General features: G+C 66.6%; 14 protein-coding genes and 2 tRNA genes. 13 read left to right on the forward strand and 3 right to left on the reverse strand.

The genetic code is table 11. From position 1 onward, the window contains the following. Nucleotides 1–11 precede the first annotated feature (11 nt). Complete coding sequence (locus DQ353_RS02155) at nt 12–971, forward strand: Fpg/Nei family DNA glycosylase (RefSeq protein ID WP_113761131.1); 960 nt, start codon at nt 12–14, stop codon at nt 969–971. A gap of 7 nt (nt 972–978) precedes the next feature. Here the strand turns inward: DQ353_RS02155 and DQ353_RS02160 are convergent, their stop codons facing one another. Beyond that, the gene (locus tag DQ353_RS02160; protein WP_502696363.1) at nt 979–2,529 is read right to left on the reverse strand and encodes an MFS transporter; all 1,551 of its coding nucleotides are present in this window, start codon (nt 2,527–2,529) and stop codon (nt 979–981) included. 140 nt (nt 2,530–2,669) lie between these two features. Here DQ353_RS02160 and DQ353_RS02165 point away from each other — a divergent pair, with 140 nt between their 5' ends. From DQ353_RS02165 to DQ353_RS02200, 8 genes are all read left to right on the forward strand, one after another. After that, nucleotides 2,670–3,137, forward strand: a complete 468-nt coding sequence (locus tag DQ353_RS02165) for a MarR family winged helix-turn-helix transcriptional regulator (protein WP_113761133.1) — start codon at nt 2,670–2,672, stop codon at nt 3,135–3,137. Nucleotides 3,138–3,234: 97 nt separating this feature from the next. Continuing rightward, a tRNA-Gly gene (locus DQ353_RS02170) sits at nt 3,235–3,305 on the forward strand. Between the two features lie 335 nt (nt 3,306–3,640). After that, nucleotides 3,641–3,715, forward strand: a tRNA-Pro gene (locus DQ353_RS02175). A gap of 83 nt (nt 3,716–3,798) precedes the next feature. Then, nucleotides 3,799–5,181 carry a trigger factor gene (gene tig, locus DQ353_RS02180; RefSeq protein WP_113761134.1) on the forward strand — a complete coding sequence of 461 codons (1,383 nt, stop codon included), beginning with the start codon at nt 3,799–3,801 and terminating at the stop codon, nt 5,179–5,181. Between the two features lie 275 nt (nt 5,182–5,456). Beyond that, complete coding sequence (locus DQ353_RS02185; RefSeq protein ID WP_113761135.1) at nt 5,457–6,050, forward strand: ATP-dependent Clp protease proteolytic subunit; 594 nt, start codon at nt 5,457–5,459, stop codon at nt 6,048–6,050. A gap of 44 nt (nt 6,051–6,094) precedes the next feature. Beyond that, complete coding sequence (locus tag DQ353_RS02190) at nt 6,095–6,757, forward strand: ATP-dependent Clp protease proteolytic subunit (RefSeq protein WP_113761136.1); 663 nt, start codon at nt 6,095–6,097, stop codon at nt 6,755–6,757. Nucleotides 6,758–6,921: 164 nt separating this feature from the next. Continuing rightward, complete coding sequence (gene clpX, locus DQ353_RS02195; RefSeq protein ID WP_113761137.1) at nt 6,922–8,214, forward strand: ATP-dependent Clp protease ATP-binding subunit ClpX; 1,293 nt, start codon at nt 6,922–6,924, stop codon at nt 8,212–8,214. A gap of 84 nt (nt 8,215–8,298) precedes the next feature. Further along, nucleotides 8,299–8,946, forward strand: a complete 648-nt coding sequence (locus tag DQ353_RS02200; protein ID WP_113761138.1) for a mycothiol-dependent nitroreductase Rv2466c family protein — start codon at nt 8,299–8,301, stop codon at nt 8,944–8,946. Between the two features lie 439 nt (nt 8,947–9,385). On the opposite strand, the gene valS is transcribed toward DQ353_RS02200, so the two are convergent. Together valS and DQ353_RS02210 are read right to left on the reverse strand one after the other, a co-directional pair. After that, a complete protein-coding gene (valS, locus tag DQ353_RS02205; RefSeq protein WP_113761242.1) occupies nt 9,386–12,013 on the reverse strand; it encodes a valine--tRNA ligase in 2,628 nt (875 codons plus the stop codon). Between the two features lie 144 nt (nt 12,014–12,157). Then, nucleotides 12,158–13,870, reverse strand: a complete 1,713-nt coding sequence (locus tag DQ353_RS02210; RefSeq protein WP_113761139.1) for a glycoside hydrolase family 13 protein — start codon at nt 13,868–13,870, stop codon at nt 12,158–12,160. A 174-nt stretch (nt 13,871–14,044) separates the two neighbouring features. On the opposite strand from DQ353_RS02210, the gene DQ353_RS02215 reads away from it, so the two are divergent. The 4 genes from DQ353_RS02215 to DQ353_RS02230 all read left to right on the forward strand — a co-directional run bounded on the left by DQ353_RS02215 (nt 14,045) and on the right by DQ353_RS02230 (nt 17,804). Further along, entirely contained in the window at nt 14,045–14,410 is a 366-nt protein-coding gene (locus tag DQ353_RS02215) for a DUF488 domain-containing protein (RefSeq protein WP_113761140.1), read from the forward strand. 90 nt (nt 14,411–14,500) lie between these two features. Then, nucleotides 14,501–15,271 (forward strand): SDR family oxidoreductase, encoded by a 771-nt coding sequence (locus DQ353_RS02220; protein WP_113761141.1) that lies wholly within the window; start codon nt 14,501–14,503, stop codon nt 15,269–15,271. Beyond that, nucleotides 15,268–16,002 carry a sirohydrochlorin chelatase gene (locus DQ353_RS02225; protein ID WP_181578202.1) on the forward strand — a complete coding sequence of 245 codons (735 nt, stop codon included), beginning with the start codon at nt 15,268–15,270 and terminating at the stop codon, nt 16,000–16,002. Before DQ353_RS02220 ends, DQ353_RS02225 begins: the two co-directional genes overlap by 4 nt. 77 nt (nt 16,003–16,079) lie before the next feature. Further along, a complete protein-coding gene (locus tag DQ353_RS02230) occupies nt 16,080–17,804 on the forward strand; it encodes a nitrite/sulfite reductase (RefSeq protein ID WP_113761142.1) in 1,725 nt (574 codons plus the stop codon). Nucleotides 17,805–17,821 lie beyond the last annotated feature (17 nt).

Consider the following 17,821-nt stretch of genomic DNA (forward strand, 5'->3'; position numbering starts at 1 on the left):
TCGCCGGCACCATGCCCGAAGGCCACTCGGTACACCGCCTTGCCCGCCAATTCGACGACGTCTTTGGTGGACAGGTCCTGGCCGTCTCCTCCCCGCAGGGCCGCTTCGCGTCCGCGGCCAAGTTGATCGACGGAGCCAGGCTGGCCACCTCGCACGCCCACGGCAAGCAGCTGTTCCTCGGATTCGAGAACGACCTGGTGCTGCGCGTGCACCTGGGCCTGTACGGGGCCTGGAGTTTCGGGGGAGACGAGCACTTCACCGGGGCCTCCTCCATCGGCGCCCCGCGCAAGGTGGGGGAGACCGAGCAGGGCCCCGACGCGGAAGCCGGCCCCTACCAGGGACCTCCCGAACCCGTCGGCCAGGTCCGTGCCCGGCTGGTCTCCGCCCATGGATGGGCCGACCTGCGCGGGCCCAGCGCCTGCGAGGTGCTCACGCACCGGGAGGCGGGCCTGGTGCGCTCCAAGCTCGGCCCGGACCCGCTGACGGCCGCCGCCGGGGAGTTCGAACTGGCCAAGGGGCGCGGGACCGCCCTCGAGCACCAGCGGGCCGCACGCGCTGCGCGCAAGGAGTTCGTCTCGCGCCTGGCCGGCAAGAAGACACCGGTTGGCACCGCACTGATGGACCAGGCGGTCTTGGCAGGGGTTGGCAACATCTACCGCGCTGAAACCCTCTTTCGCACGCGCATCGACCCGTTCACGCCCAGCTGCGACATCTCTGCGCGCAAGGCCGGATTGCTGTGGGACGACATCGTCTCCATCATGTCCGACGGGGTTCGCGACGGGAAGATCATCACCACGCGCCCCGAGCACCGCGGACCGGGCCCGGTCTGGCCCCAGAACGCCTACTATGCCTACCAGCGCCAGGGCGCCGGATGCCGGTTGTGCTCCCGCAGCATCTCTCTCACCGAGGTCGCCGGGCGCAAGCTCTACTGGTGCCCCGGCTGCCAGCGCACCTCCGGCACACGCGGTTGAGCGCCGGCTACTTTCCGTCGTGTTTGGCTGTCCCTTCCGCGGCATCCATCGCGGCTGTCACGTCCGAAGCCCGCACGGGACGTACGTCCTCGGACTGCACTTGCTGCAGCCGGCCGGTTCGGGGCACACACGCGGCCAGGATGGCGGCCAGTGCCGCGGTTCCGGCCGCGATCGCGAAGGAAACGCGAAACCCTTCAAGCGTCGGCACCGCCGCGGCTCCGGTTCCGGAAGACATCCCCGCGAGCACGACGCCGAGCACCGCAGCCGAGCCCGATGTGCCCACCGAACGCATCAGGGCGTTGAGCCCGTTGGCTGCGGCCGATTCGGTCAGCGGCACCGCACCCATGATCAGTGCCGGCATTGCCGCGTACGCCAACCCGATGCCCGCCCCGATCACCAGCGAGGAGCCCAACACCAGCCACAGCGCGGGCGCGAGCACCAGTAGCGGCAGGTAGCCGGCCCCGATCACGCCCGCCCCCAACAGCAGCGTGGTCCGGGGCCCGCGTGCGGCCGAGAGCCGGGCGGAGACCGGGGAAAGGGCCATCATGACCAGCCCGCCCGGGGTCAGCACCAGCCCGGTGGCGACCATGTCCAAGCCCAGACCGTAGCCGGTGGAGGCCGGGGCCATGAGCAGCTGCGGGAACACCAGGGTCATGGCGTACATCCCGAAGCCAACAGCCACCGAGGCCAAGTTTGTGAAGAGCACGGGCGCGCGCGCGCTGACCCGCAGGTCCACGAGTGGTGCCGCGGTGCGCAGCTGCCACCAGCCCCAGCAAACCAGCACCAGCAGCGAAGCGCCGAGCATGCCCAGCACCAAGGGGCTGTTCCAGCCCCACACCGATCCCTTGGACACCGGCAGCAGCAGCGCCACCAGCCCGGTGCACAACCCCAGCGCACCAAGAGTGTCGAAGCGACCGCCGGGCCGCGAGGCGGAAGCCGGCAGCATTCCAAGCACCAGCAGCAGCGACGCGGTGCCAAGGCCCGCGGCCACCCAGAAGAGCATGTGCCAGTCGGAGTACTGCGCAATCACCGAGGCCAGCGGGAGCCCGATGGCCCCGCCCACGCCCATGGTCGCGCTCATCGTGGCGATCGCTGCACCGACCTTTTCTCGTGGCAGCTCGTCGCGCAGGATGCTGATGCCCAGCGGAATAGCGCCCATGGCCAGACCCTGCAGCGTGCGCCCGATGACCATCGGCCACACCGATGCGGCCAACGCACAGACGATCGAGCCAACCACCAGTACGGCCAGCGAAGCCACCAGCATCGGACGCTTGCCGTACATGTCGCCCAGCCGCCCCGCGATCGGGGTGACCACGGCGCCGGCCAACAACGTCGAGGTGATCACCCAGGAGGTGTCGGATGGGGCCGCGTCCAGCAGCAGCGGCAGCTTGGGGATCAGAGGAACCACGAGGGTCTGCATAAGGGAGACCACGATGCCGACGAAGGCCAGTACCGCGACGACCGCGCCGGGGGAGCGGCGCGTGGATCTGGGTGCGGGGTGCGGGGATGTGGATGGATATGCGATGGGGCAACTCCTGGAAGGGGCGGGATGGAACAATAAGCCTATGCATCATACATAAGATATGTATGATGCATACCGAAGTAGACTTGGCGCTACCCCCGTCTTGCCTGCAGGAATGACCCGGCCCGGTCCAACACCTTGCGCGGTGAGGACCCTCCCTCTCGAAAGGCGTTGCGATGTCACTGCGGAACCTGCAATACGAGCTGATGCTTATTTCGCGCAACTACCTCAAGCCGCACCACGGCGAGGAGGAGGTCCTGGACCGGTCCGCCTATGTGCTGCTCAGCAGGCTGGAGCTTGGGGGCCCGATGTCGCTGAAGGGGCTGGCCGCCGCGCTCGGGCTTGACGGCTCCACCATCCACCGGCAAACCGCCACGTTGCTGCACCGTGGATACCTGCAGCACCTGGCCGGCGCTCCCGGGGAGGTGGCCCGGCGCGTTGGCCCCACGCCCGGGGGGTTGGTGGCCCTAGAAGAGAGCCGAAGGGTGTTCGAACGCGGCCTCCACAGCGTGGTCGGGTCATGGCCCGGAGACAAGGCAGCGCGTTTCGAGGCCCTGCTTCGAGATTTCAATCGGCAGATCGAGGCGTTGGAAGGCACCGAGTGGCCCCGCCCTGACGGTGCTACCGAGTCCGGACTTCCGTGATGACAAGGACAGCGAGGTTCGGTGCGGCCGATTTGCGCGCCTCCGAAAAAGGGTGCTAAGGTTTTATCCGTTGCCACCGACAAGGTGTAGCAAATGCGGGGATGTAGCTTAATGGTAAAGCCTCAGTCTTCCAAACTGATTACGCGGGTTCGATTCCCGTCATCCCCTCCGATTAAGAGTGATTTGATTCCAGCGAATCAAGTCGCTCTTTTCTTTTGCCCAAGCAATTGCATTCCCTGCTTTCCCTGCCACGATCCGCGATGTGACGTGCGTCCCTTTCTTGTTGATTTGCCCCCGTCGGCGGTAAAAAAGTCGGCGCACCGGGCTTCGTGGAAGGGCAAATTCCTTGGAAACGCGCGGCATTCCCCCTGCCGTAAGCGTGAATTTTGTTTTCCCGGGAATGCTTGTATGGTTGATCCGCGCCGTCGACGAAATCCAAACTTCTGGTCGACGGCCGATTAGTGGAAACTTGTTTATTCTGCATAGACTGTTTCTGCACTAATCGGGGTGTAGCTCAGCTTGGCTAGAGCGCGCGCTTTGGGAGCGTGAGGTCGCAGGTTCGAATCCTGTCACCCCGACTCTGTACCTTCAACCCCGCAACGGATACCGTTGCGGGGTTGAAGTCCAGTCAGACCAAACAACACACCAGGAGTACACCGCTGTGAAGAGCGCCGTCGAAACCCTCAACCCCACCCGGGTCAAGCTCACTGTTGAAGTTCCCTACGAGGAACTGAAGCCGCGTATTGCTGAGGCCTACAAGACCATCGCCAAGCAGATCCAGGTTCCCGGCTTCCGTGCCGGAAAGGTCCCGTCCCGCTTGATTGATCAGCGCGTCGGCCGTGGCTACGTCCTGGAGACTGCCATCAACGAAGGCATGAACACCTACTACCAGGCCGCCGTGACCGAGAACGACATCGTTCCGCTCTCGCGCCCCGAGGTGGAAATCACCGAGACCCCGTCGGCCGAGACCGAAGGCGAAGGCCAGCTGGCCTTCCAGGTCGAGATCGACATCCGCCCGAGCATCGAACTGCCGGAGTACAAGGGCCTTGAAGTCACCGTAGATGCCACCGAAGCCGGCGAAGCCGACATCGAGAAGGCCCTGGATGACCTGCGCGGCCGTTTCGGCACGCTCAAGGCCATCGAGCGCCCGGCAGCCGACCAGGACTTCATCACCCTTGACCTGACCGCTTCGGTCGACGGTGAAGAGGTCGACTCGGCCACCGGTCTGTCTTACCAGGTCGGCACCGGCACCATGCTCGAGGGCATGGACGAGGCCGTCACCGGCTTGTCCGCAGGCGAAGACGCCACCTTTGAGACCAAGCTGGCCGGCGGCGAGCACGCAGGTGCCACCGCACAGGTCAAGGTCACCGTCACCGCCGTCAAGGAGCGCGAGCTTCCCGAGGCCAACGACGACTTCGCCCAGCTGGCTTCCGAATTCGACACCATGGATGAGCTGCGCGAATCCCTCGCGAAGGACGCAGCCGAGTCCAAGGTCATGGAGCAGGGCGTAGCCGCCCGCGACCTGGTCCTGGACAAGCTCATGGAGCTCGTCGAGGTTCCGGTTCCGGAATCAGTCATCGCCGAGCAGGTTGAGCAGCACTTCGAGCAGGGCTCGCACACCGAAGGTGAAGAGCACGACACCGAAGAGCACCGCGCAGAGGTCAGCGAGAACACCGCCAAGGCCTTCAAGAACGAGATTGTGCTCGACGCCGTGGCCGAGGCAGAGAAGATTGGCGTTGCCCAGTCCGAACTGATCGACTACATCGTCCAGACCGCCGGCCAGTACGGCATGGACCCGAACCAGTTCGCGCAGATGCTCGACGGTGCCGGCCAGGTCCCGATGCTGGTTGGCGAGGTCCGCCGCCGCAAGGCGCTCGCCAAGGTCCTGGAGCTGGCTGTCGTCACCGACACCAACGGCAACGTCGTTGACCTGTCCTCGTTCGTCAGCGCCGAGGGTGAAGAAGAGGGCGAGTCCGCATCGTCGGCCTCCTCCGCATCGTCCGCTTCCTCGGCTTCGTCGGCTTCGGCAGCATCGGCCAAGTAGTCCGGCGCCGCTTCGTGCGGCATTGACTTCCAAGCGTGGAGCCACCCGTAAAGGGTGGCTCCACGCTTGTTTTAACCCCTCTTTTAAGCCGACGGCGATGCCCGCGTCGGCGACCATGCGCCGACAGCGAACAGTTGCCCCTGCACTGCCAAAGTCGCTGGCCAAGGCAGTAATGTTCAAGGAAGTAAAGAGCCAATGGCCCGACGGACAGAACATCGGGCCACGGCATCACGGAGAGGTATCAGAACATGTCCAGTGACTCCCGCACTCCCGCAATGGCTTCGGTAGATCCGGCCAATCGTGAGGACTACATCTACAACCGGCTCCTCAAGGAGCGCATCATTTGGCTCGGCACCGAGGTGAGCGATGCGAATGCAAACGCCATCTGCTCCCAGCTGCTCCTGCTCTCGGCCGAGGACGCGGACAAGGACATCTGGCTGTACATCAACTCCCCGGGTGGATCGATCACCGCCGGCATGGCCATCTACGACACCATGCAGTACATCCCCAACGATGTCGTCACCGTCGCCACCGGCCTGGCCGCTTCCATGGGCCAGTTCCTGCTGTCCTCCGGCACCCCGGGCAAGCGCTACGCGACCCCGAACGCCCGCATCCTGATGCACCAGCCTTCCGGCGGCATCGGCGGCACTGCCTCGGACATCCGCATCCAGGCCGAACTGATCCTTCACATGAAGAAGGTCATGAGCGAACTGACCGCACAGCAGACCGGCCAGACCGTTGAGACCATCCTCAAGGACAACGAGCGCGACAAGTGGTTCACCGCCACCGAAGGCCTCGAGTACGGTTTCTTTGACCACATCGCCCAGTCCTCCGGAGTAGTCTCCGGTGGCGGCGGGGTCGCAAAGTAACGCGACGGAACCCGGCAGACCTAACTGATTTCCCAGGAGAAACGATGAATTTCACCCCGCATGCCACCTCCGGCGAAATGCCCTCGGCACGCTACATCCTTCCGCAGTTCGAAGAGCGCACCCCGTACGGATTCAAGCGCCAGGACCCGTACGCGAAGCTCTTCGAGGACCGCATCATCTTCCTTGGCACACAGGTTGACGACGCATCGGCCGACGACGTCATGGCCCAGCTGTTGGTCCTCGAGTCGATGGACCCGGAACGCGACATCACCTTGTACATCAACTCGCCAGGTGGATCCTTCACCGCGATGACTGCGATCTACGACACCATGCAGTTCATTCGCCCCGAGGTCCAGACGGTGTGCCTGGGCCAGGCAGCCAGCGCCGCCGCGGTGCTGTTGGCCGGAGGCACCCCGGGCAAGCGCCTCGCGCTTCCCAACGCCCGCGTGCTGATCCACCAGCCCTCCATGGGCGGCGGCGAACGAGGCACCGCCTCGGACCTGCAGATCCAGGCCGAAGAGGTCATGCGCATGCGCTCCTGGCTGGAAAACACCCTGGCAGGGCACAGCAACAAGACCCCCGAAGAGGTCGGCAACGACATCGAGCGCGACCTGTACATGACCGCGGCCGAGGCGAAGGAATACGGCCTGATCGACGAGGTCCTTTCCCCGCGCAAGATCAAGCCCCAGGGCACCATCACCCGCTAAAAGCGGGACATGACGAACGGGCGGCCCGCCTCGTGGCGCGAAATATGCGCACCACGGGCCGCCCGTTTGCCCATTCTGACGGCGCTCTGTCATAGAGTTAAGACAGTTAAGCACTTCCGGTCTCTCGGGCCGGTCTTACCGGTACCAGATAGGGGACCAACACGATGGCACGCATGGGTGAAGGGTCTGATCTGCTCAAGTGTTCCTTCTGCGGCAAGAGCCAGAAGCAGGTTCGCAAACTGATTGCCGGCCACGGCGTCTACATCTGCACCGAATGCATCGAGCTCTGCAACGAGATCATCGAGGAAGAACTCGCCGAGGTCGAAGAGGGCGTTGCCTTCGAACTGCCCAAGCCGAAGGAAATCTTCGACTCGCTGCAGGAATACGTCATCGGTCAGGAGGGCGCCAAGCGCTCGCTCGCGGTGGCGGTGTACAACCACTACAAGCGCATCCAGGGGGGCGCCGCGGCAAAGTCCGTATCGACGCTTTCCGACGCAAACTCCCTCGACGAGGTCGAGGTGGCCAAGTCCAATATCCTGCTGATCGGCCCCACCGGCTGCGGCAAGACCTACCTGGCCCAAACGCTGGCCCGCCGCCTGAACGTCCCCTTCGCCGTCGCAGATGCCACCGCGCTCACCGAGGCCGGCTACGTGGGCGAAGACGTCGAGAACATCCTGCTAAAGCTCATCCAGGCCGCCGACTACGACGTCAAGAAGGCCGAGCAGGGCATCATCTACATCGACGAGATCGACAAGATCTCCCGCAAGAGCGAAAATCCCTCGATCACCCGGGATGTATCGGGCGAGGGAGTGCAGCAGGCCCTGCTGAAGATTCTCGAGGGCACGGTCGCCGCGGTGCCGCCGCAGGGCGGACGCAAGCACCCGCACCAGGAATTCATTCAGCTGGACACCACCAATGTGCTGTTCATCGTCGCCGGCGCCTTCGCCGGGCTCGAGGAGATCATTTCCTCCCGCGCCGGACGAAAGGGCATCGGATTCGGGGCCCCGCTCTCTGCACTGAAGTCCGAAGAGGCTTCCTACTCGGACGTGCGTCCCGAGGACCTGCTGAAGTTCGGGTTGATCCCCGAGTTCATTGGCCGCCTTCCGGTGATCAGCACCGTGGAAAAGCTCGACCGCGAGGCGCTGATCAAGATCCTGTCCGAGCCGAAGAACGCGCTGATCAAGCAGTACCAGAAGATGTTCCGCATGGACGGAGTGGAATTGTCCTTCGAGCAAGGTGCGCTGGAGGCAATCGCCGACAAGGCGCTGGCCCGGGGCACCGGTGCCCGCGGGCTGCGCGCCATCCTGGAAGAGACCCTGAGCTCCACCATGTTCGAGATGCCGAGCCGCGACGATGTCGCCGAGGTCGTCATCACCGCCGACGTGGTGCTTGATGGGGCCGAGCCGACCTTGATCTCCGCGCAGGTCGCCGACAAGCGCGGCAAGAAGTCCGCCTAGCAACTTGGTTGTACGCCCCGGGCCCGCACCACCGCGATGCCCGGGGCCCCGATCGCCCTGCCATCCAACTGAAGGAGAAGTACGTTGTCCGAGAAGACGCACGTTGATTTTTGGTTCGATCCGGCCTGCCCCTTTGCCTGGGCGACTTCCCGCTGGGTACTCGAGGTCGAGAAGGTGCGGGACATCGAGGTGGCGTGGCATGTCATGTCGCTTTCGGTGCTCAACGACGGCCGTGAGGACCTGAGCGACCAGTACCGGGAATTCGTGGCCAAGGGCTGGGGACCGGTACGCGTGCTGATCGCCGCCGCGCAGAAGCACGGCGACGCGGTGCTGGGCGAGCTCTACACCGCCATGGGCGAACTGCTGCACTACGAAAAGGTCGAAGACTACAGCGAGGTCATTTCCCGCGCGCTGGCCAAGGCCGGCCTCGAGCCGGAACTGGCAGACGCGGCCGCCGGCACCGAGTACGACCAGGCGCTGAAGGCCAGCCACAACGACGGGATTTCCCGCGTGGGCCAGGACGTCGGCACTCCCGTCATCGCGCTGAACGGCACCGCATTCTTCGGTCCGGTCATCACCCGGATCCCCGTGGGCGAGGAGGCCGGCAAGCTTTTTGACGCCGCGGTCACCCTGGCCTCGTTCCCGTACTTCTTCGAGCTCAAGCGGTCCCGGACCGAAAGCCCGCAATTTGATCTCGAAGCGGCCGACGGCAAAAACGTGTCAATGGCCTAAAACGCCAACATTCTACGCAAGGGGTCCGGGAAAACCACAGAGTTTTCCCGGACCCCTTGCCCGTTTGCGGGCCGACGCGTATAAAAGAGATACGCATCACTACCGGAATGATGCCGAACAAAAACCGAATTCGTGGTGACGGACTATTGGAATCTCTTCTAGCCCGGCTGCAGCAGCGATGCAGCAAGACCCGCGCAACGAGGATTTTGTCCGGTTCTCAAAGTCAACGCTGTACGAGAACCAACACCGAGTCGAAGCCCCTCCGACAGTAGTTTTGTCAGCCGAAGGGGCTTCCCCTCTGTCCGCCACCAGGTGGCGTGACCGAACGCAGGGGAAGGATTGCTTCGACGGATGATACGACGAGGGCGCTGTTCGATTCCCCGCGGGGAGTCGAACAGCGCCCTCGTTGGGTGTTGCCTGTTGCGGCAACGCGCGGCTGCTAGGCCTGGACGGTGTCCTCGGCCGGGGCAAGCACCACGTCGCTGACGACCAGGTCGCCTTCGGTGGCCACCAGCGTCACGTCGTGCGCGTTGCCGGCGGCCAGCAGGTCGCCCAGTCCGGCCCGCAGCAGCTCCAAGGTGGCCTCCGGTGCGGAGACCACCCCGGAGAGCACCTCGGTGCGCTGCTTGACCTTCGCCTCGGACTTGGCCTTGCGGATGCCCGACAGTGCCTCGCCGACAACCGGGAGCACCGCGGTGTTGGCGCCCTCGATGGCACCGGCCAGGTGGGAGGACCCGGGCCACTGCGCGGTGTGCACCGAACCGGCACGCCACCAGCCCCAGACCTCTTCGGTGGCGAACGGCAGGAACGGGGCAAAGAGTCGCAGCACCGCATCCAGCGTGGTGGCCAGGGTGGTCAGCACCGAGGCCTGCTCGGCCTCGCCGCGGGCACCGTAGGCGCGGTCCTTGATCAGCTCGACGTAGTCGTCGGTGAACGACCAGAAGAACGATTCGGTGATGTCCAGCGCACGGGCGTAGTCGTAGGCATCGAAGGCGCGGGTGGCGTCGTCGATGACCTGGGACAGTCGGGCAAGCACCGACTTGTCCAGGCCGTTGGTGACCACCGAGGCGTCTCCGGAGAGGACGTTGGCTTCGGTGGCCCCGAGGTTCAGCACGAACTTCGAGGCGTTGAGGATCTTGATCGCCAGGCGGCGGCCGATCTTCATCTGGTTGATCTCGTACGCGGTATCGGCACCCAGCTTGGCGCTGGCGGCCCAGTAGCGCACCGCATCCGAGCCGTAGTCGTTGAGCACGTCGGTGGGAACCACCACGTTGCCCTTGGACTTGGACATCTTCTTGCGGTCCGGGTCAAGGATCCAGCCGGAGATCGCCGCGTGCTTCCACGGGGCGACGTCGTGCAGCGCATCGGCACGCACGGCGGAGGAGAAGAGCCAGGTGCGGATGATGTCGTGGCCCTGCGGGCGCAGGTCGAACGGGAAGACCTTCGCGAAGAAGTCCTCGTCGCGGCTCCAGCGGCCCACGATCTGCGGGGTCATCGAGCTGGTGGCCCAGGTGTCGAGCACATCGGCATCCCCGATGAAGCCGCCGGGGGTGTTGCGCGCCGACTCCTCGTAGCCCGGGGCGGTGTCCGCGGCCGGATCGACCGGCAGCATCGCATCGGAGGGCAGGATCGGGTGCTCGTAGTCGGGCTCGCCGGAGGCATCCAGCGGGTACCAGACGGGAACCGGGACGCCGAAGAAGCGCTGGCGGGAAACCAGCCAGTCGCCGTTCAGCCCCGAGATCCAGTTCTCATAGCGTGAGCGCATGAACGCGGGGTGGAACTCGATCTGCTTGCCGCGCTCGATCAGGCGAGTCCGGCGTGCCTCGTCGCGCCCGCCGTTGCGGATGTACCACTGGCGGGAGGAGATGATCTCCAGGGGCTTGTCGCCCTTTTCGAAGAAGTTCACCGGGTGGGAGATCTTCTTCGGCTCCCCGTCGAGCAGGTTGGCGGCCGCCAGCAGCTCAACGACGCCCTCCTTGGCGGAGAACACCGTCTTGCCCGCGATCGCGGCGTAGGCCTCGGCCCCGGCCGCGGTGGTGATCCACTCCGGGGTCTCGGCGATGACGCGGCCGTCGCGGCCGATGATGGTGCGGGTCGGCAGCTGCAGTTCGCGCCACCAGGTCACGTCGTTCAAATCGCCGAAGGTGCACACCATCGCGATGCCCGAGCCCTTGTCGATCTTGGCCAGCGCGTGCGGGTAGACAGTGACCGGGACGTCGAACAGCGGGGAGGTGACGGTCTTGCCGAAGAGCGGCTTGTAGCGCTCGTCCTCGGGGTTCGCGACCAATCCGGCACAGGCGGCCAGCAACTCGGGACGGGTGGTCTCGATGAAGACCTGGGTGCCGTCCTCTGCGGTGAACGGGTAGCGGTAGTAGGCGCCGGGCATTTCCCGGTCCTCGAGTTCGGCCTGGGCCACCGCGGTGCGGAAGGTCACGTCCCACAGCGTGGGTGCCTCGGCCAGGTAGGCGTCGCCGGCGTTCAGGTTGGCCAGGAAACCGCGCTGCGAGACGGCACGGGACACGTCGTCGATGGTGCGGTAGGTCAGGTCCCAGTCGACGGACAGGCCCAGGGTGCTGAAGAGGTGCTCGAAGACCTTTTCGTCCTCGACCGCGAGTTCCTCGCAGAGCTCGATGAAGTTCTTGCGGCTCACGACGTCCCAGTCGCGCTGGTTCTTCGCCGGGGTCGCCGGGGGACGGTAGCCCTCGATGTAGGAGTGGGTCGGGTCGCAGCGCACTCCGTAGTAGTTCTGCACGCGGCGCTCGGTGGGCAGGCCGTTGTCGTCCCAACCCATCGGGTAGAACACGTTCTTGCCGCGCATCCGCTGGTAGCGGGCCAGCACGTCGGTCTGCGTGTAGGAGAACATGTGTCCCACGTGCAGCGAGCCCGAGGCCGTCGGCGGGGGAGTGTCGATCGAGTAGACCTGCTCGCGCGTGGTCTCTGCGTTGAATTTGTAGGTGCCTTGTTCGCGCCAGCGGGCGCCGAGACGCTCCTCCAGGCCCTCAAGAACGGGCTTGTCCGGAACGGAAACGATGACGGGCGTGTCTGTGCCCAAGGTGTCTTCTGCCATGGTCTCCATTCTTCCATGCCGGCGGCATTACCCCCAGTCGTGCCGTCTTGATGCCCGCCACAGGCGGCGCGGGGGCGCCCACGGTGGATGACGTGCGCGCCCCCTTCGGCGGTTCGGGAGCGACCGGGAGCCTGCAGCTTTGCGTTACGGGGCGATCCAGAGGGTGGTTTCCCCCGGGATGGGCGCCGGGTCCTGCGTGGTCGCGCCGCTTGCAACGACGATCCGGGCCGCATCGAGACCGGCGGGCAGGTCCACCGGCGTGGTGCCGAAGTTGGTCAGCACCTCCCAGCCGTTGGGGCGACGGTAGTGCGCCAGCGTGGCATCCGGCGCCGAAACCCACTGCAGGGCCTCTGTGGTTTGCAGCTTGCGCCGCCAGGCCAGGGCGCTGCGGTAGAACTCCAGGGTGGAACCCGCCACGCCGTCCTGGGTGTCAACGGCGTGGGCGGCAAACCACCTAGGCTGCGGCAGCCACGGCGAGCCGCCGAACCCCAGGTGCTCTTCGGCGGAGTTCCACGGCAGCGGCACGCGGCAGCCGTCGCGGCCCTTGGTCCGCTTTCCGGTGCGGAACCATGTGGGATCCTGCAGCGAGTCCAGGGGCAGGTCCGCGGCCTCGAACAGGCCAAGTTCCTCGCCCTGGTAAAGGTAGGCTGAGCCGGGCAACCCCAGCATGAACAGCGTTGCCGCCCGGGCCCGGCGCAGCCCGCGTTCCGGATCGCCGGCAGGTTCCCGTCCGCCGGAGAGCAGCCACGCGTCCTGGGCCGCGGCGTCGGTGCCGTCGGGCAGGGAATAGCGCGAGGTATGGCGCACCACGTCGTGGTTGGAGAACACCCAGGTGGACGATGCCCCCGAGGTTTGTGCCTCGGTAAGGCACCGGGCCACGATGTCGCGGAACTCCCTGGCCGCGAAGGGCGCCTGCAAGAGGTCGAAGTTGAAGGCCTGCCCGAGCCCGGTGGGACGGGCGTACAACAGGCGCCGGTGGGTGAACGGCACCCAGGCCTCGGCCACGGCGATGCGCGGCGGGTTGTATTCGTTGAGCACCTCGCGCCAGCCGGCGAAGATTTCGTGGACCTCGTCGCGGTCAAAGAGCGCGTCGGTGCCGTCGTCGACCGTGATCTCCAGCGAGGGCTTGGAACGCAGCGGCAGGGACATGTCCTTGACCAGGGCGTGGGCCACGTCGACGCGGAAACCATCCACGCCGCGGTCGGCCCAGAAGCGCAACGTGGTGTGGAAGTCTTCGCGCACCTCGGGGTTGTCCCAGTTCAAATCGGGCTGTTCGGAGGCGAAAAGGTGCAGGTACCACTGGCCCGGCGCCCCGGCGTTTCTGCCGGTGGTTTCGGTGATGCGGGTCCAGGCCGGCCCGCCAAAGTGCGATGGCCAGTCCGAGGGCGGAAGTTCGCCGTTCTCGCCCAATCCGTCGAGGAAATGGTAGCGGGCCCGTTCGGGGGAGCCGGGGGCCGCGGCAAGGGCGGCGGTGAACCATTCGTGGCGGTTGGAGGAGTGGTTGGGCACCACGTCGGCGATGACCTTGATATCCGCCGCATGGGCAGCCGCAACCATGGCATCGAAGTCCTCCAGGGTTCCCAGGCGTGGATCCACGTTCCGGTAGTCGTCCACGTCATACCCGCCGTCGGCCAGGGCCGAGGGGTAGAACGGGGAGAGCCAGATGGCGTCGATGCACAGCTCCTTGAGGTAGCCCATGCGCGATGTCACTCCGGGCAAATCGCCCAGGCCGTCGCCGGTGGCATCGGCGAAACTGCGCGGGTAGATCTGGTAGACGGCCGCCTGGCGCCACCAATCGGCCCACGGCCGGGCCTCGGGGGCGTCGACAGGACGGGGCGGGCTGAACGGGCTGTTCATGGGCGGGGATTCCTCTCGGGCATCGAGTGCTGCGGTGCTTCAAGTATGCCGTGGCGTGGCGTGGATCACCCGCATTTCACCCCGGTCCCAGCGGGGCGGCTCCCGGGGTGCAGGGGACACCGCCGCTGCTCCGTGCCTCTGGAAGAAGTGCCTAAACAGGCCTAAAATTGAGGTATGGGAAGTTTTCGATTATTGCGTGCGTACGAACCTGCCGACGGTGGCTACCGGATCCTGGTGGACCGGCTCTGGCCGCGGGGACTGAGCAAGGAACGTGCCGCGATCGACGACTGGGCCAAGGACGTGGCCCCCTCGCCTCAGTTGCGTGTGGCCTTCAGCCACAAAGCCGAGCGGTTCACCGAGTTCAGCGACCACTACCGCCAGGAGCTGGAGGTGGGTTCCGCCGCGGACGGTGCCGAGCGGCTGTTGGAGATCGCCCGCACGAAAGACGACGTCGTGCTGGTCTACGGCGCCCGCGATACCGTGCACAACCACGCGGTGGTGCTCATCGATTTCCTGGCCGGGGCGCAGCAGGAATCATGAGGCTGCGGTCCGGAGCGCTGCGGGAGACCCCGGAGCCATGAAACGACATCGCGGTTGGGGGCCGGTGCCCCCGCTGGATAGGATTTATCCATGTCGCCAACGAATTCACACCCCCAGCATGCAGCAGTCGTCACCGGAGCCTCCAGCGGAATAGGGGAGGCCACCGCGCGCACCCTGGCCGCGGCGGGATGGAAGGTCTTCGCCGTGGCCCGGCGCGCCGATCGGCTGGCGAAGCTGGCCGAGGAAACCGGCGCGATCCCCGTCGCCGCCGACGTGACCGACGATGCCCAGGTCGCGGCGCTGCTGTCCGCCGTTGAGGACGCCGGCGGCATCGACACCCTGATCAACATCGCCGGCGGTGCCCGCGGCGCCGATTACCTGGCCGAGGCCAAGAACGAGGACTGGGAGTTCATGCTCCAGGCCAACGTCATGGGCACCATGAAGATCACCCGGGCCTTCCTGCCGATGCTCCGCGCCCACGGCGAAGGCACGGTGCTGAACCTGACCTCGACCGCCGGGCTGGTCAGCTACGAGGGAGGGTCCGGCTACAACGCCGCGAAGGCCGCCCAACGCGCGCTCACCCAGGCCCTGCGCCTGGAGGAAGTCGAGCACAACATCAGGGTCATCGAGGTGTTGCCCGGCCTGGTGCACACCGAGGAATTCGCCCTGCGCCGGATGGGCGGGGACCGTGACTTGGCCCAAAAGGCCTACGCCGGGGTGGCCAAGCCGCTGACCGCCGGGGATGTTGCAGATATCATTTCCTACGCCGTCAACGCCCCGCACCACGTGAACCTCGACGAGATCGTCGTCCGCCCCGTCGCGCAGGCCGCTGCCCACAAGCTGATCCGCGGCCAGGCGTGAGCCCGGCCGCCGGCGGGACACGGCCGCTGCACGTGGTGGCCTGCGCCCACGGCACCGACAACCCCGAAGGTCGCCTGCTCGTGAACGGGTTGCGCGAGGACCTTGCCGCCCGGCTCGCGGCCGAGGGTATCGACGCGGTGGTCCACGAGGCCTACGTCGATGTGCAGGAACCACAGCTGGGGTCGGTGCTCGCCGCACTGCCGCCCGGCGAGGATGCCATCGTGGCACCCCTGCTGCTCTCCGAGGGCTACCACACCGCGGTGGACATCGCCGATGCGGCGGCACTCCGGCCGAACACCGGAGTGTGCGCCCCCATCGGTCCCGACCCGCGCCTGGCCGCGGTGCTGGCCGTGCGGCTGGCCGAGGCCGGACACCGGCCCGGGGACGCGGTGGTGCTGGCCGCCGCCGGAACCCGCATCGAGGCCGGGCAACGGCAGGCGGCCCGGATGGCCGCGGCCCTTGCCGAGGAGCTGGGCCAGGATGTGACGGTCGCCTATTGCTCCGCCGCAGCTCCGTCGGTGCCCGACGCAGTGGCTGCGGCACGCGCCGCCGGCGCCAGGCGAGTGGGCATTGCCGCCTTCCTGCTGGCCCCCGGATTCTTCCACGACAGGCTGGCCGGAGCCGGCGCCGACCATGTGACGGCGGCGCTGCTTCCGGGTGTCACAATTGCGAAATGTGTCGCCGGAAGACTCGCCGAGGCCCTTGCGGAGGGGCCCTCCGACACCGAATAGGTCGTCGCGTTACGGCATGACGTTTCGGGTCGACGGCGGCTGGCGGGCCGCCTCCGACCGGCCCTAATGTCGTAGCCATGACACAGGCAACCGACACCCCGGCAAGCACCGGCACCACCCGGCCAGCCCGCCCGGCGGCCAAGCCGCACGGACAGTGGAAGATCGACGGGCCCGCCCCGCTGAACGCCAACGAGGCGGTCAAGGCGGACGACAACGGGCTGAACGTGCGCGAACGCATCGAAACCATCTACGCCCAGGGCGGCTTCGACTCCATCGACCCCACCGACCTTCACGGACGCTTCCGCTGGTGGGGCCTCTACACCCAGCGCAAGCCCGGCATCGACGGAGGGCGCACCGCCACCCTGGAGCCGCACGAGCTCGAGGACCGCTACTTCATGATGCGCGTGCGCATCGACGGCGGCACCCTTTCCACCGACCAGCTGCGCACCATCGGGGAGATTTCCCGCGACTTCGCCCGCGACAGCGCGGACGTGACAGACCGGCAGAACATCCAGCTGCACTGGGTCGACATCGTGGACGTGCCGGAGATCTGGCGCCGGCTCGAGGCCGTGGGCCTGGACACCACCGAGGCCTGCGGGGACGTGCCGCGCGTCATCCTCGGCTCCCCGGTCGCTGGGATCGCCAAGGACGAGATCCTGGACCCGACGCCCGCCATCCAGGAGATCCGCGAGCGCTTCATCGGGGACCCGGAGCTGGCGAACCTGCCGCGCAAGTTCAAGACCGCGATCACCGGGCACCCCTCCCAGGACGTGGTGCACGAGATCAACGACATTTCCCTCGTCGGGGTCATCCACCCCGAGCACGGGCCCGGCTACGACCTGTGGGTCGGCGGCGGCCTGTCCACCAGCGCGCGGCTGGCCGAGCGCCTGGGCGCGTTCGTGTCCGAGGAGCGCACCGCCGAGGTGTGGCTGGGCGTGGTCTCGATCTTCCGCGACTACGGCTACCGCCGGCTGCGCAACAAGGCACGGCTGAAGTACCTGATGAACGACTGGGGCCCGGCGCGCTTCCGCGAGGTGCTGGAAACCGAGTACCTGGGCTACGCGCTGCCCGACGGGCCCGCCCCCGAAAAGCCCACCAGCCCGGGGGACCACGTGGGGATCCACGAGCAGAAGGACGGACGCTACTACATCGGCGCGTCCCCCAATGCCGGGAGGCTCTCCGGCACGTTGCTGCTTGAACTGGCCGACCTGCTCGAGCGCCACGGCTCCAAGCGCTTGCGTACCACCCCGCACCAGAAGCTGCTGGCCCTGGACATCCCTGCCGAAGCGGTGGCCGCCGCCGCCGCCGAGCTCGACGCGCTGGGCCTGGCCACCGCCCCGAGCATCTTCCGCCGCTCCGCGATCGCCTGCACCGGCATCGAATTCTGCAAGCTGGCGATCGTGGACACCAAGGACACGACCATCGCCGCGGTCGCCGAGCTCGAGACCCGCTTCGCGCAGAAGTCGGCGGTGCGGCTGCCGCCCTCGCTGAGCCTGCACGTCAACGGCTGCCCGAACTCCTGCGCCCGCGTGCAGACCGCGGACATCGGCCTCAAGGGCCAGCTGCTGCCCGACGGGCACGGCGGGCAGACCCCCGGTTTCCAGGTCCACCTGGGCGGTGGACTTGCCTCCACCGAACGCGGGGAGGCCGGGCTGGGCCGCACCGTCCGCGGCCTGAAGGTCACCGCGCAGGACCTGCCCGACTACATCGAACGGGTGCTGGAAAGCTACTCGGCCGGTTCGACGAACGGCGAGTCCTTCGCCGCGTGGTCGCACCGCGCCGCGGACGAGGACGTGTTGTGAGCACCGCCGATGCGAGC

The organism is Arthrobacter sp. AQ5-05, from assembly GCF_003287975.1.
In the GTDB taxonomy this organism is placed as follows: domain Bacteria; phylum Actinomycetota; class Actinomycetes; order Actinomycetales; family Micrococcaceae; genus Paeniglutamicibacter.